At 64.4% G+C, this 14,434-nt stretch carries 13 protein-coding genes; 10 read left to right on the top strand and 3 right to left on the bottom strand.

Going from position 1 to position 14,434, the window contains the following annotated elements:
- Positions 1-11: 11 nt before the first annotated feature.
- The 5 genes from LG385_RS07955 to LG385_RS07935 all read left to right on the top strand — a co-directional run bounded on the left by LG385_RS07955 (position 12) and on the right by LG385_RS07935 (position 5,720).
- Positions 12-1,115 (top strand): ABC transporter permease, encoded by a 1,104-nt coding sequence (locus tag LG385_RS07955; RefSeq protein ID WP_181121231.1) that lies wholly within the window; start codon positions 12-14, stop codon positions 1,113-1,115.
- Entirely contained in the window at positions 1,115-2,041 is a 927-nt protein-coding gene (locus tag LG385_RS07950) for an ABC transporter permease (RefSeq protein WP_181117953.1), read from the top strand. Before LG385_RS07955 ends, LG385_RS07950 begins: the two co-directional genes overlap by 1 nt.
- 113 nt (positions 2,042-2,154) lie before the next feature.
- Positions 2,155-3,513 (top strand): 8-oxoguanine deaminase, encoded by a 1,359-nt coding sequence (locus tag LG385_RS07945; RefSeq protein WP_225773809.1) that lies wholly within the window; start codon positions 2,155-2,157, stop codon positions 3,511-3,513.
- 143 nt (positions 3,514-3,656) lie between these two features.
- On the top strand, positions 3,657-4,688 hold the full coding sequence (locus tag LG385_RS07940) for a BMP family ABC transporter substrate-binding protein (protein WP_219854598.1): 1,032 nt from the start codon (positions 3,657-3,659) through the stop codon (positions 4,686-4,688).
- A gap of 63 nt (positions 4,689-4,751) precedes the next feature.
- Positions 4,752-5,720: a 2-oxoglutarate and iron-dependent oxygenase domain-containing protein gene (locus LG385_RS07935; protein WP_225773808.1), complete on the top strand. Its 969-nt coding sequence runs from the start codon at positions 4,752-4,754 to the stop codon at positions 5,718-5,720.
- On the opposite strand, the gene LG385_RS07930 is transcribed toward LG385_RS07935, so the two are convergent.
- Together LG385_RS07930 and LG385_RS07925 are read right to left on the bottom strand one after the other, a co-directional pair.
- On the bottom strand, positions 5,690-7,072 hold the full coding sequence (locus LG385_RS07930) for an MFS transporter (RefSeq protein ID WP_225773807.1): 1,383 nt from the start codon (positions 7,070-7,072) through the stop codon (positions 5,690-5,692). The two genes, LG385_RS07935 and LG385_RS07930, sit on opposite strands and share 31 nt — an antisense overlap.
- Before the next feature lie 105 nt (positions 7,073-7,177).
- On the bottom strand, positions 7,178-7,807 hold the full coding sequence (locus tag LG385_RS07925; RefSeq protein ID WP_225773806.1) for a LysE family translocator: 630 nt from the start codon (positions 7,805-7,807) through the stop codon (positions 7,178-7,180).
- Between the two features lie 211 nt (positions 7,808-8,018).
- Between LG385_RS07925 and LG385_RS07920 the strand changes: the two genes are divergently transcribed.
- Positions 8,019-9,278: an aromatic amino acid transport family protein gene (locus LG385_RS07920; RefSeq protein WP_225773805.1), complete on the top strand. Its 1,260-nt coding sequence runs from the start codon at positions 8,019-8,021 to the stop codon at positions 9,276-9,278.
- A 58-nt stretch (positions 9,279-9,336) separates the two neighbouring features.
- On the opposite strand, the gene LG385_RS07915 is transcribed toward LG385_RS07920, so the two are convergent.
- Positions 9,337-10,251 carry a LysR substrate-binding domain-containing protein gene (locus tag LG385_RS07915; RefSeq protein ID WP_181117960.1) on the bottom strand — a complete coding sequence of 305 codons (915 nt, stop codon included), beginning with the start codon at positions 10,249-10,251 and terminating at the stop codon, positions 9,337-9,339.
- A 195-nt stretch (positions 10,252-10,446) separates the two neighbouring features.
- Between LG385_RS07915 and LG385_RS07910 the strand changes: the two genes are divergently transcribed.
- From LG385_RS07910 to LG385_RS07895, 4 genes are all read left to right on the top strand, one after another.
- Positions 10,447-11,196 (top strand): SDR family NAD(P)-dependent oxidoreductase, encoded by a 750-nt coding sequence (locus tag LG385_RS07910; protein ID WP_225773804.1) that lies wholly within the window; start codon positions 10,447-10,449, stop codon positions 11,194-11,196.
- Between the two features lie 74 nt (positions 11,197-11,270).
- Complete coding sequence (locus tag LG385_RS07905; RefSeq protein ID WP_225773803.1) at positions 11,271-12,569, top strand: MFS transporter; 1,299 nt, start codon at positions 11,271-11,273, stop codon at positions 12,567-12,569.
- A 17-nt stretch (positions 12,570-12,586) separates the two neighbouring features.
- The gene (locus LG385_RS07900) at positions 12,587-13,429 is read left to right on the top strand and encodes a transketolase (RefSeq protein ID WP_225773802.1); all 843 of its coding nucleotides are present in this window, start codon (positions 12,587-12,589) and stop codon (positions 13,427-13,429) included.
- Positions 13,426-14,433, top strand: a complete 1,008-nt coding sequence (locus LG385_RS07895) for a transketolase family protein (protein WP_225773801.1) — start codon at positions 13,426-13,428, stop codon at positions 14,431-14,433. Before LG385_RS07900 ends, LG385_RS07895 begins: the two co-directional genes overlap by 4 nt.
- Position 14,434 lies beyond the last annotated feature (1 nt).

The raw sequence follows: 14,434 nt of genomic DNA, 5'->3' as shown, positions 1-14,434 counted from the left end.
CGGAGCCTGTCATGCTGCTTTCCCTCGAACCCCGCGGCCAACAGTCCCGCGCCATGCTGTGGCTGTCGCCCGTGCTGGCGGCGGTACTTACCCTGGCCAGCGGCTCGCTGCTGTTCATGGCCCTCGGGCAAGACCCTTTGATCACCTTGCATACCTTGTTGATCGACCCGGTCAGTGACCTGTACGGAGTGTCCGAACTGCTGGTCAAGGCCACGCCCATCCTGCTATGCGCGTTGGGCCTGGCGGTCGCGTACCAGGCACGGATCTGGAACATCGGCGCCGAGGGCCAGTTGCTGATCGGCGCCTTGGCCGGCAGCGCAGTGGCGGTGCACATCCTCGACGTACAAAGCCGCTGGGCACTGGTGCTGGTGCTGGCCACAGGCATGCTCGGCGGTGCCCTCTGGGCCGGCCTCACCGCCTGGTTGCGCACACGGTTCAACGCCAACGAGATCCTCACCAGCATCATGCTCAACTATGTGGCGCTCAACCTGTTGCTATATGGCGTGCACGGCCCGCTGAAGGACCCTGCCGGGTTCAACTTCCCGGAATCGGCCATGTTCTCCGACGCCACCCGCTTGCCGGTGCTGTTCGAGGACGGCCGCGCCCACGCCGGCGCATACTTCGCCCTGCTCGCATTGGTGGCCGTATGGGTGTTGCTGCAACGCAGCTTCCTGGGTTTCCAGATCAAGGTGCTCGGCCTGGACGGGCGTGCCGCTGCCTCGGTGGGCTTTCGGGAAAAACGCCTGGTGTGGCTGGTGCTGCTGCTCAGCGGCGGCCTTGCGGGCCTGGCGGGGGTGTGCGAAGTGACCGGGCCCATTGGCCAATTGGTCCCACAAGTAAGCCCCGGGTATGGCTACGCCGCCATTACTGTCGCCTTCCTGGGGCGCCTGCACCCAGTGGGGATTGTGTTTGCCAGCGCGCTGATGGCGCTGCTGTACCTGGGCGGAGAGAGCGCGCAAATGAGCCTCAACCTGCCGCAGGCGATCACTCAGCTGTTCCAGGGGATGATGCTGTTCTTCCTGCTGGCCAGCGACGTACTGATCCTGTATCGCCCCCGCCTGAACCTGCGCTGGGCCCGCCGCCGCGCGGCTGTCGTTACCGCTGGAGCCGCCTGATGGATATCGACCTGCTGAGCAATGTGTTTTACGCCATGGTACGCACCGGTACGCCGCTGTTGCTGGTGGCGCTGGGGGAACTGGTGTGCGAGAAAACCGGGGTACTCAACCTGGGCCAGGAAGGCATGATGCTGTTCGGCGCCGTGGTGGGGTTCATTGCGGCCTACAGCACCGGCAACCTGTGGCTGGGCGTGCTGATGGCGATGCTGGCGGGGGTGTTGCTGTCCTCGCTGTTTGCCTTGGTGGCGTTGGCGTTCAACGCGAACCAGGTGGCCACCGGGCTGGCGCTGACCATCTTCGGCGTGGGGCTGTCCACCTTCGTCGGCGCGGCCTGGGTGGGCAAGCCGCTCAGTGGTTTCGAGCCCATCGCCCTGCCTTGGCTCAGTGAGCTGCCCGTGGTGGGCCGCATGCTGTTCGGCCAGGACCTGCTGGTGTACCTGTCCTTCGCGCTGTTCGCATTAGTGGCCTGGGTGCTGCTCAAAAGCCGCCTTGGGTTGATCATCCAGGCTGTGGGCGAGAACCCCGACGCCGCCAGCGCCATGGGCCTGCCAGTGCTGCGCGTGCGCACCCTCGCAGTGCTGTTCGGCGGCGCCATGGCCGGGCTGGCTGGCAGCTACCTGTCGCTGGCCTATACCCCCATGTGGGCGGAGAACATGAGCGCCGGCCGCGGCTGGATCGCCCTGGCCCTGGTGGTGTTCGCCAGCTGGCGAGTGGGCCGCCTGTTGTTGGGCGCCTACCTGTTCGGCCTCGCCAGCATCCTTCACCTGGTGGCGCAGGGTGTGGGGCTGAACATCCCCTCCAATCTGCTGGCAATGCTGCCGTATGTGGCGACCATCGTGGTGCTAGTGTTGCTGTCCCGCGATGGCCTGCGCACACGCCTGTATGCGCCGGTTTCGCTAGGGCAGCCTTGGCAACCCGGGCACTGAACCCGTAGAGTACGCCCCCTGCGCCTGCCCTCACCGGCAGGCGCCCCTGGATCAGCAGACAGGGCAACACTGAGCTGGCTTCCCTCACATTCACTTCAGAGGAGCCGGCCACCATGCCTGCTATTCGTACCTGGTTGAAAAACCCCCTCGCCGTGTTTACCGGCAACAACCTGAGCGCCGAAGGTGGCCTGGTGATCGCCAACGGCGTGATCGAACAGCTGCTCGCCGCAGGCGAACACCCTGCCCTGCCCTGTGAGCAGGTATTCGATGCCCGCGAGCACGTGCTGCTGCCAGGGCTGATCAACACCCACCACCACTTCTATCAAACCCTCACCCGCGCGTGGGGGCCGGTGGTGAACCAGCCATTGTTCCCCTGGCTGCAAACCCTTTATCCCGTATGGGCGCGGCTGACCCCGGCGCAGCTGGCACTGGCGAGCAAAGTAGCGCTGGCCGAGCTGTTGCTGTCGGGCTGCACCACCGCGGCCGACCACCACTACCTGTTCCCCAATGGCCTTGAAGAAGCGATCGACGTGCAGGTCGAGGCGGTGCGCGAGCTTGGAATGCGCGCCATGCTCACCCGCGGCTCCATGAGCCTGGGCCAGGCGGACGGCGGGCTGCCGCCGCAGCAGACGGTGCAGCAGGGCGAGGCGATTTTGGCGGACAGCCAGCGGCTGATCGAGCGCTACCATGAACGTGGCGACGGTGCCCAGGTGCAGATCGCCCTGGCGCCCTGTTCGCCGTTTTCGGTCACCCCGGAAATCATGCGGGCCAGCGCAGACATGGCGCAGCGCCTCGATGTGCGGCTGCATACGCACCTGGCCGAAACCCTCGACGAAGAAGCGTTCTGCATCCAGCGGTTCGGCCTGCGCACCGTGGACTACCTCGACAGCGTAGGCTGGCTGGGCCCACGGACCTGGCTGGCGCACGGCATCCATTTCAACCCAGAGGAAATCACCCGCCTGGGCGCCGCGGGCGTAGGTATTTGCCACTGCCCGACCTCCAACATGCGCCTGGCTTCGGGCATTTGCCCAACGCTTGAACTGGAGGCCGCTGGCGCCACCGTCGGCCTGGGCGTAGACGGCTCGGCCTCCAACGACGGCTCCAACCTGATGCTTGAAGCCCGGCAGGCGCTGTACCTGCAACGCTTGCGCTATGGCGCCGAGCGCATTACGCCTGAGCTGGCACTGGGTTGGGCCACACGCGGCTCGGCAGCACTGTTAGGGCGCACGGACATCGGCGAACTGGCGCCGGGCAAGCAGGCAGACCTGGCGCTGCTCAAGCTTGATGACCTGCGCTTTTCCGGCAGCCATGACCCGGTCGCCGCGCTGCTGCTGTGCGGCGCCGACCGTGCCGACCGGGTAATGGTGGGCGGCCAGTGGCGGGTTATCGGGGGCCAGATCGAAGGCCTGGACGTGTCAGGCCTGATGGCCGATCACCGCCAGGCGGCACGGGTGTTGGTAAACGGTACCTGATACGCAGCCTCTCCTGTCCCCTTGGTCAGCTTTTTGCATTCTCCCTGGCAGCTGACACCTGATAACAACACTACCCCGAGACGGAGCTTGTAACTGTGCAAAAACGCCCTTTGAAGAAGTTGTTCACCGCTGTGGCCGCTGCCATGGCCGCCACGCTGACCCTGGCCGCCAGCGCGGCGCCGTTGAAGGTGGGCTTTGTGTACGTGGGGCCCATCGGGGACCATGGCTGGACCTACCAGCACGAACAGGGGCGCAAGGCGCTGCAAGCGCAGATGGGCGACAAGATCACTACCAATTTCGTTGAAAACGTAGCCGAGGGGGCCGACGCCGAGCGGGTAATCCGTGACATGGCCAAGGACAAGTACGACCTGGTGTTCACCACCTCGTTCGGCTACATGAACCCTACCGTGAAAGTGGCCAAGCAATTCCCCAAGGTGATCTTCGAGCATGCCACCGGCTACAAGCAGGACAAGAACCTGGGCACGTACCTGGCCCGCACCTACGAGGGCCGCTACGTGGGTGGCTTCCTGGCGGCGAAGATGACCAAAACCAAGAAGATCGGCTATGTGGCCTCGTTCCCGATCCCTGAGGTGATCCGCGACATCAATGCCATTCAGCTGGCCCTGAACAAGTACAACCCTGGCACTGAACTGAAAGTGGTGTGGGTGAACTCCTGGTTCGACCCGGGCAAGGAATCGGATGCGGCCAACGCGCTGATCGACCAGGGCGCGGACGTGATCTTCCAGCACACGGACAGCCCCGCCCCTATCCAGACTGCCGAGCGCCGTGGGGTGTACGCAGTAGGTTATGCGTCGGACATGGCCCACTTCGGCCCCAAGGCCGTACTGACCTCCATCGTCAACAACTGGGCGCCGCACTATATCCAGACGACTCAGGCAGTGATCGACGGCACCTGGAAATCCCAGGACTTCTGGGGTGGCCTGGCCGACGGAACCGTAGAGCTGCCGATCAGCGACGTGGTGCCCGCCGACGTGAAAACCGAGGCCGAGCAATTGATCGCCAGCATCAAGAGCGGTGAATTCAAGCCGTTCACCGGGCCGATCAAGGACCAGGCCGGGGCAGAGAAAATCCCGGCGGGCAGCAGCGCCAGCATTGCTGACCTCGCCTCGATGAACTACTACGTTGAAGGCCTGACCGCGCAACTGCCGAAATAACGCTGCCCGCGCGGCCGCCTGTAATAAGGGCGGCCGCCCATTGGTGCTTTCAGGACAACCCGCATGAACACCCTTCCGATCATCGACATCGCCCCGCTGTACCAGCAAGATCCGCATGCCATTGCCCAGGTATCGGCCGCCATCGACCGCGCCTGCCGCGAGTGGGGCTTCTTCTACATCAAGGGCCACCCCATCAGTGCCGCCCGCATCGAAACGCTGACCCAGGCCGCGAAGACCTTCTTCGCCCTGCCCCTCGAAGACAAACTGCGCATCGACATCACCCAGACCCGCCACCACCGCGGCTACGGCGCCATTGCCACCGAACAGCTGGACCCTGCCTTGCCCAGCGACTTGAAGGAAACCTTCGACATGGGCCTGCACCTGCCGGCCGATCATCCCGACGTGCTGGCTGAGAAACCTCTGCGCGGGCCGAACCGCCACCCCGCGCTGCCGGGCTGGGAAGCGTTGATGGAGCAGCATTACCTCGATATGCAGGCGCTGGCGCAAACGCTGCTGCGGGCGATGACGCCAGCACTGGGGGTGCCCGAGGACTTCTTCGACCAGCGCTTCACCCAGCCGGTGAGCGTGTTCCGGATGATCCACTATCCACCGCGCCATACCGCCACCTCTGCCGAGCAGCAAGGGGCCGGCGCCCATACCGACTACGGCTGCATCACCCTGCTTTATCAGGACAACGCTGGCGGCCTGCAGGTGCGCAATGTGAATGGTGAATGGATTGACGCACCCCCGATCGAGGGCACGTTCGTGGTGAACCTGGGCGACATGATGGCGCGCTGGAGCAACGCGCTGTACCTCTCCACGCCCCACCGGGTGATCAGCCCGCTGGGCGTGGACCGCTACGCCATGCCGTTCTTCGCCGAGCCGCACCCCGATACCGCCATCGAGTGCCTGCCCGGCTGCCAGAGCGCAAGCAATCCGCCGCGCTACCCGGCCACCACCTGCGCCGAGTTCCTGCTGTCGCGCTTCGCCGACACCTACGCTTACCGGCGCGAGATCGAAACCACCCCCTGAGGCAACGCGGCTGAAGCGTCGGGTTCCGCCTCAGGCTGGGCCTCGGCGCTGTAGTACACCTTGGGCACGCCCCACAGGATCAATGCCACCGCTACCAGGCTGATGACACTGAGCAGGTACAGCGCCGGGGTTGCCGCGCCGGTGAGGTCGCGCACACGGCCGATCATGAACGGTGCGATGATCCCGCCCAGCTGGCCCAGGGAATTGATCAGGGCGATACCCGCCGCCGCGGCCACACCGCTAAGGAAACGCGGCGGTATCGTCCAGAAAATGGGCATCCAGGCAATGATGCCCGCCATGATCAGGCTCAACCCCACCATCAGCGGCAGCAGTTGCCCCGCGGTGATTGCGCACAACAGGTAGCCGCCGGCGCACAGCAAGGCACAGGTCGCCATGTGCCAGCGCCGCTCGCCACTGCGGTCCGAGCTGTAGCCCATCAGCAGGTTCACCACCACCGCCACCAGGTACGGCACCATGGTCAGCCAGCCGATGTGCAAGGTGTCGGTTACGCCAGCGCTACGGATCAGCTGCGGCATCCAGAACAGCAACCCGGTAAGGGCCATTACCAGGCAAAGGTAGATCGCGCTCATCACATAGGTAGTGGGCAAGCGCAGCAGGCTGGCCATGGAGGGTTTGCCAGCCGGTTTCACGTCTTCGGCCATGCGCTGGGCAAGCAGGCGTTTTTCTTCCACAGTGAGCCAGGGTGCGTCTTCGATACGGTCGCTCAGCAGCCAGAACACCACGCCACCCAGCAAAATCGAGGGCACGCCCTCTAGCAGGAACAGCCACTTCCAGCCTGCCATGCCCATGGCGCCGTCCATATGGCCGAGGATCAACCCTGCCAACGGCCCGCCGACGATCCCGCACAGGCAGATCGAGCTTTTGAAATAACCATTCACCCGCCCACGGCGGCTGCTGGGGTACCACTGAGTGAAGTAATACAGCACCCCCGGTACGAACCCGGCCTCCATCACCCCGATGAGAAAGCGCAAGGTGTAGAACCAGAACTCGCTCTGCACAAACATCATGCAGGCCGAGGTGATGCCCCAGGTGACCATGATGCGGGCAATCCACACCCTTGCGCCGATCTTGTGCAGCAGCACGTTGCTCGGCACCTCGAACAGAAAGTAACCCACGAAGAACAAACTGGCGCCCAAGCCGTACACGGTGTCGCTGAAGCCCAGGTCGCTTTGCATTTCCAGCTTGGCGAAGCTGATGTTCACACGGTCCAGGTAGGCGAAGAGGAAACAAAGGATAAAGAGCGGAACGATGCGCCAGTTCACCTTGCGATACAGGGCATCTTCAAGTGAACGGGGGTCGGCCGCTTGGGGCGCGGCAGCAGGTATGGCCATGGAACACCTCTTGTTATTGTGGGTGCCGACGTACCGGGCGGCGCCCGGAATGACCATATAGTAATACTAATTGCCACCTTAGCCAGCTCATCGCGGCGCCAGTCGTCAGGCCGGGGCTTTACGGCCCAGCAGTAACGCCGCCCCGGCCAGTGCCAGCAGCGACGCACAGCAGCGGCTGAACATCGCCTGGGCCGAAGGCCGCTTCAGCAATTGGCGCAGGTGCACCCCGGCACAGGCATAGAGCGCGATGGCGACCCATTCCAACAGCAGAAACGCTGCGCCCAGTTGCACGAACTGCGCCGCGAACGGCTGCCCGGCGCTGACGAACTGAGGCAGGAAGGCGGTGAAAATTAGTATGGCTTTTGGGTTGCCTGCCGCGACCAGAAACTCCTGCCGTGCCAGCCGCCAGGCGGTAGGAGTGTTGACGGCAGCGCCTCCGGTCTCGATCCCAGCCCCGCTGTTCCACATCTGCCAAGCGAGGTAGAGCAGATACGCCGCGCCCACCATTTTCACCAGCATGAACAGCGTGGCGGAGGCCTGGATCACCGCCGCCAGGCCCACTGAAGCCAGCCCGATCATGCCTGCGAATGCTACCAACCGACCCACGCCGGCCCAGCAGGCACGGCTAAAGCCATAGTGGGTCGCGTTATGTACCGACAACAGGTTATTGGGGCCTGGGGCCAGGTTCAGGGCGAAGCAGGCGGGCACGAACAGCGCCCAGGTAGACAGGTCCATGTCGGCGCCTTTGCAGGGGTCGGGTTGCCAAGGGTAGGCCTTCGTAGAGGCTCCCCACAAGGCCTGCAACCACGGCGCCTGACGCCCGCCTGGCGCATTCAGGCTTTGCAAGATTAACCAAACGTTACACAATCGCGGCTTTTTTTATGGGCCGCCCTGCTGTTGCAGCGGTTTGCGGCCGTGCTTGAAGCCTTGCTAACGGAGACCCCGAATGACTCAGCAGGCCACTGCCACCCAAGCCACCCCCGCCGTTCAAGCGCGCTGGGGCCGAGACGAAACCACCTGGATGCTGGGCCTGTTCGGCACCGCCATCGGCGCCGGTACGCTGTTTCTGCCTATCAACGCCGGTGTCGGCGGGTTCTGGCCGCTGCTGATCCTGGCGCTGCTGGCCTTCCCCATGACGTATTACGCGCACCGCGGGCTTACCCGTTTCGTGCTGTCGGGGCGTGATGGCGCCGACATCACCGGCGTGGTGGAAGAGCACTTCGGCAAGAAAGCCGGAACGCTGATCACGCTGCTGTATTTCTTCGCGATCTTCCCCATCCTGCTGATCTACAGCGTGGCCCTGACCAACACCGTGGGCAGCTTTCTCGAGCACCAATTGCACGTCACGCCGCCCCCTCGCGCGGTGCTGGCCGCCTTGCTGATCGTTGGGCTGATGATCGTGGTTCGCTGCGGCGAGGCGGCCATCGTGAAGGTGATGAGCCTGCTGGTGTACCCGTTCATTGCCGCGCTGGTGTTGCTGGGGCTGTTCCTGGTGCCCCACTGGACCGGGGGCATCCTGGCCACTGCCGGCAACGTTCCGCCTGCCGCCTCCCTGGTGCATACCCTGTGGCTGGCCATTCCTGTGATGGTGTTTTCGTTCAACCACTCGCCGATCATTTCGGCCTTTGCAGTGGACCGCAAACGGGCCTGGGGTGATGCCGCCGAACCGCGCTGCAGCCGGGTGCTGGCCCGCGCTCACGCCTTGATGGTAGTGACGGTGATGTTCTTCGTGTTCAGTTGCGTGCTGGTGCTGTCCCCCGAGCAACTGGCGGAAGCCAAGGCGCAGAACCTGTCGATCCTCTCGTACCTGGCCAACCACTTCAGCAACCCGACCATCGCCTTTGCCGCGCCCATTATCGCGGTGGTAGCGATCGCCAAATCATTCCTCGGCCATTACATCGGCGCCAGCGAAGGCCTGCATGGGCTGCTGGCCAAGCGCGGGCGCGGCGCCAGCAAGGGCCGGGATCGCATGGTGGCGGTAGCCATGGCGGTGGTGTGCTGGGCGGTGGCAACCCTGAACCCAAGCATCCTGGGCATGATTGAAACCCTCGGCGGCCCGGTGATCGCGGCCATCCTGTTCCTGATGCCGATGTACGCCGTGCGCCGGGTACCCGCCCTGCGCCAATACGCTGGCCAGTGGTCCAACGTGTTCGTGGTGGTGATCGGCCTGGTGTCCATTTCGGCGCTGGTGTATTCGCTGGTTTGAGGCCTCTGCGCTGTGGGAGACATACAAGGAGTAGGCGAAACCTGCGAATAATCCCGGGCTAATACACAAACCCCTGCCCCAGCTCGGCCTGCATCCAGTCCAGAAAGCGCCGCACCCTCGGGAAGTTGGCGTGGGCCCTGGGGAATACCAGGTGGTGGGCGGTGATGGCGGCACTCAGCCCCTCGCCCACTTCCACCAGGCTGCCGCGGGCCAGGTAGGCCTGGGCGAGCAAGGTGCTCTCCAGCGCAAAACCCAGCCCATGGCTGGCGGCTTCGAGCGTCATGTAGGAGCGGTCGAAGCTCAACGAGTAAGGTTGCTCCGGCCGGGCCAGGCCGTGCTGGGCGAACATCTGCGGCCATTTCACCAGGGTCGCCTCGGAGAGAATCAGCGGCGCGCTCAGCAGGTCGCCCATCCGCCGCACCGGCCACTTCTCCAACAGCCCGGGCGACGCCAGCACGGCGATCCGCTCCTGGGGCACAGTGCGCACTTCGAAGCTGGGCCAATTGGGCAGCCCATGGCGGATGTCCAGGTCGATCTTGTCGCGGCTGAAGTGCAGCGACTCATACGAACACGACAGGTTGAGCTGGATGTCCGGGTGGCTCAGGCGAAACGCCTCCAGCCGCGGCATCAGCCACAGCAGGCCGAAGCTGGGCGAGGAATGCAGGCGCAGGCAATCCAGGCTCTGGTCGCTGGTGGCCCGCTCCGTGGCAACGGTCAGGCTGTGCAGCAGCCCGGACACATCCAGCAAGTACTGCTCACCTACCGGCGTAAGCGTTACGCCCCGGGCGGTACGCAGGAACAGCGGTCGCCCGATCAGGGCTTCCAGGTTCGCCAATTGATGGCTCACCGCCGAAGGCGTGAGGTTGAGCACTTCGGCCGCCCGCGCAACGTTGCCGAAGCGGGCAATCTGCTCGAAGGCTTGAAGGGCTTTCAGCGGTGGCAGCGTCAGGGAGCTGTTGTCTGGCAGAGGCATGGTCATGTTCTTGTAGTGGAGACGGCGTATCGCGTGGCTCCCGCATTCAAGCATTGATGCGCAACCATGGCGAGTGCTGAATTTTTTTCAGCACCGAGTGAGCGGGCCTGCCTTGCTGGCCTTGGACGGCAGGCGGAAGCTGAGCCCATCGATTCGAACGGATCGACCCTACAAAAACAATCAGAGGGTGCTCTCATGCTTCTCCAAGGCAAGGTTGCAATCATCACTGGCGCCGCCTCCGCTCGCGGCATCGGCCGCGCCACCGCTATCGCCTTCGCCCGGCACGGCGCGCGCGTTGCCATTCTCGACCTGGACGCCGCAGCCGCCCGCGACGCCGCCGCCTCCCTGGGCGAAGGCCATCTGGGCCTGGGCGCCAACGTGGCAGACGAAGCCGCTACGCAAGGTGCCGTGGCTCAGGTGCTCGAGCACTTCGGGCGCATCGACGTACTGATCAACAACGCCGGCATCACTCAACCACTGAAAACCCTGGACATCAGCGGCAGCGACTACGACAAGGTGCTGGACGTGAGCCTGCGCGGCACGCTGCTCATGTCTCAGGCAGTGATCCCCGCCATGCGCGAGCAAGGCGGCGGCAGCATCGTGTGCATGTCTTCAGTGTCCGCCCAGCGCGGCGGCGGCATCTTCGGCGGCCCCCACTACAGCGCGGCCAAGGCGGGCGTGCTGGGGCTTGCCAAGGCGATGGCAAGGGAGTTCGGGCCGGCCCAGATCCGCGTCAACTCGATCGCGCCGGGGTTGATCCACACCGACATCACCGGTGGCCTGATGCAGGATGAACGGCGCCACGCCATTATCGAAGGCATCCCACTGGGCCGCCTGGGCGCAGCGGACGACGTGGCCAACGCGGCGCTGTTCCTGGCCAGCGACCTCTCGGCTTACCTCACCGGCATTACCCTGGACGTGAACGGTGGCATGTTGATTCACTGAAGTCGCCGCGGTTCTGTATCAGCGATGCGCCAGGTGATTCACCTGGCCTGCGATAACAACAAGAGATCAGACCCATGACCACCCTCACCCTCGAAGCGGCCACGAGCGTTCGCTCGTCCGCATACCGCAAAACCGCCTGGCGGCTGATGCCCTTTTTGATGCTGTGCTACCTGTGCGCCTACCTGGACCGGGTAAACGTGGGCTTCGCCAAGCTGCAAATGATGAACGACCTGGCCCTGAGCGAGACGGTGTATGGACTGGGCGCCGGCATGTTCTTCATCGGCTACTTTTTCTGCGAAGTGCCCAGCAACATCATCCTGCACAAAGTGGGTGCGCGCCGCTGGATCGCCCGCATCATGATCAGTTGGGACCTCATTTCGGCGCTGTTTGCCTTCGTCGACACCGCTTGGCAGTTCTATACGCTGCGGTTCTTCCTCGGTGTCGCCGAAGCGGGGCTGGCGCCTGGCCTGCTGCTGTACCTCACCTATTGGTTCCCCTCCTATCGCCGCGCGCGCATGACCGTGCTGTGGTTCGTGGCCATTCCGTTGTCCGGGATGATCGGCGGGCCGTTGTCGGGCTGGATCATGAACCACTTTGCCGGCGTGCACGGGTGGGCGGGCTGGCAATGGATGTTTGCGCTCGAAGCAGTGCCCACGGTGCTAGTGGGAATATTGGTGCTCAGCTACCTCAAGGACGGCGTGCATCAAGCAACATGGCTCGATGACGAAGAAAAGGCCCTGATCAGCCGTGAGCTGGCCGAAGACGAGCAGAAAAAAGTCACCCACGCCTCCCCCGCCGCGTTCATCCGTGACCGCCGCCTGTGGTTGCTCGCCGGGATCTACTTCTGCGTGGTGATGGGGCAGTACGCGATCACTTTCTGGCTGCCTACCCTGGTGCGCAATGCCGGGGTGTCCGACCCGCTGCACATCGGCCTGCTCACCAGCCTGCCGTATCTGTGTGCCATCGCCGCGATGCTGCTGGCCGGGCGCAGCGGCGACAAACACCGCGAGCGGCGCTGGCACCTGATCGTGCCAATGCTGGCCGGTGCCCTGGGCCTCACCTTGGCCGCAGTGATGGGCAGCAACGTGTTGCTTTCGATCCTCAGCCTGTGCCTGGCCGCCGCGGGCGTGCTGTCCGCCTCGTCAATGTTTTGGATGCTGCCTACCACCTTGCTGGGGGGCGTGTCCGCCGCCGCCGGCATCGCCGCGGTCAACAGCTTCGCCAACCTGGCCGGCTTCTGCTCGCCTTACCTGATTGGCTGGATCACCACCAGCACCGGCTCCAGCGCGATCGGCATGTACCTGATCACCGGCGTGCTGTGTTTCGGCGCCAGCCTGGTGCTGCGCGTACCCGCCTCGCTGGTCAACCGTTAAGCCACTGGAGACACCTTATGAGCGCTTTACCTAACCTGTCGCCTACGCTGAGTGACCGCGCCCACAACATTCGCCGCCATGCCCTGCGCATGGGCCAGGTGCAAGGCCAAGGGTACGTTGGCCAGGCCCTGGGCGCCGCCGACCTGCTGGCCGTTGCGTACTTCCATGCCATGCGCTACCAGCCCCATGACCCTGAATGGGAAGGCCGTGACCGCTTTTACCTGTCCATCGGCCACTACGCTATCGCTTTGTACGCAGCGCTGATCGAGGCCGAAATCATCCCACTGGAGGAGCTGGAAACCTACGGCGCCGACGACAGCCGCCTGCCGATGTCAGGCATGGCCGCCTACACCCCTGGCATGGAGATCACCGGTGGCTCGCTGGGCCATGGGCTGGGCATCGCGGTGGGGGCGTGCCTGGGCCTCAAACGCAAGGGTTCGGACAGCTTCGTGTACAACCTGCTGTCCGACGGTGAACTGAACGAAGGCTCCACCTGGGAAGCGGCGATGTCGGCGTCTCACTGGCGGCTGAACAACCTCATCGCCATCGTGGACGTGAACAATCAGCAGGCCGACGGCCATTCCAGCGAAGTCCTCGCCTTCGAGCCCATCGTCGACCGCTGGCAGGCCTTCGGCTGGTTCACCCAACGGGTGGATGGCAATGACCTGGATGCGTTGGTCGGCGCCTTCGATGCCGCGCGTGCCCACGGCGGTGCTCAGCCACGAGTCATTATCTGCGATACCCGCATGGGCAAAGGCGTGCCCTTCCTGGAGGCCCGGGAAAAGACACATTTCATTCGCGTGGACGAACATGAATGGGACCAGGCGCTGGCGCTGCTGGACCAGGAGAAAACCGTATGAGCACCTTCAAAGCCCCGGCTTCCACCGGCAAACGCCTCACCACCAGTGCGATGATTGCCTCGATCGCTGCCGAGGGCCAGGCCACCCGCGCTGCGCCGTTCGGCCACGCCCTCGCCGCACTGGCGGACGAACGCAGCGATATCGTCGGGTTGTCGGCGGACCTGTCCAAATACACCGACCTGCACATTTTCGCCAAGGCGCATCCTGACCGCTTCTATCAGATGGGCATGGCCGAGCAGCTGTTGATGAGCGCCGCCGCCGGCATGGCCCGCGAAGGCTGCGTGCCGTTCGCCACCACCTACGCGGTGTTCGCATCACGGCGCGCCTATGACTTCATCTGCATGGCCATCGCCGAAGAAAACCTCAACGTGAAGATCGTCTGCGGCCTGCCCGGGCTCACGACCGGCTACGGCCCCAGCCATCAGGCCACGGACGACCTGGCGGTCTTCCGCGCCATGCCCAACCTGATGATCGTGGACCCCTGCGATGCGCTGGAAATCGAGCAGGCCGTGCCCGCCATCGCCGCGCATCAAGGCCCGGTGTACATGCGCCTGCTGCGCGGCAACGTGCCGCTGGTGCTGGACGAATACGGCTACCAGTTCGAGATCGGCAAGGCGAAAACCCTGCGCACCGGCAACGACGTGTTGATTATTTCCACTGGGCTGATGACCATGCGCGCGCTGGAAGCGGCCGAGCAACTGCGGGCCGACGGCATCGACGTGGCTGTGCAGCACGTGCCCACGATCAAGCCGCTGGACACCGCGAGCATCCTGGCCGAGGCGCGCAAACCAGGGCGGCTGGTGGTGACCGCTGAAAACCACTCGGAGATCGGTGGCCTGGGTGAGGCGGTGGCCGGCGTGCTGCTGCGCAACGGCGTAACGCCCACCTTCCGCCAGATCGCCCTGCCGGACGCCTTCCTCGATGCCGGCGCCTTGCCCACCTTGCACGACCGCTACGGCATATCCACAACCGCCGTGTGCGCGCGCATCAAGGCCTGGCTGTGAC

This window comes from Pseudomonas sp. Marseille-Q5115 (genome assembly GCF_916618905.1).
Classification (GTDB): Bacteria; Pseudomonadota; Gammaproteobacteria; order Pseudomonadales; family Pseudomonadaceae; genus Aquipseudomonas; species Aquipseudomonas japonica_A.
Note: the sequence above shows the minus strand (reverse complement) of the source record. Positions and strands in the feature narration are given on the sequence as shown.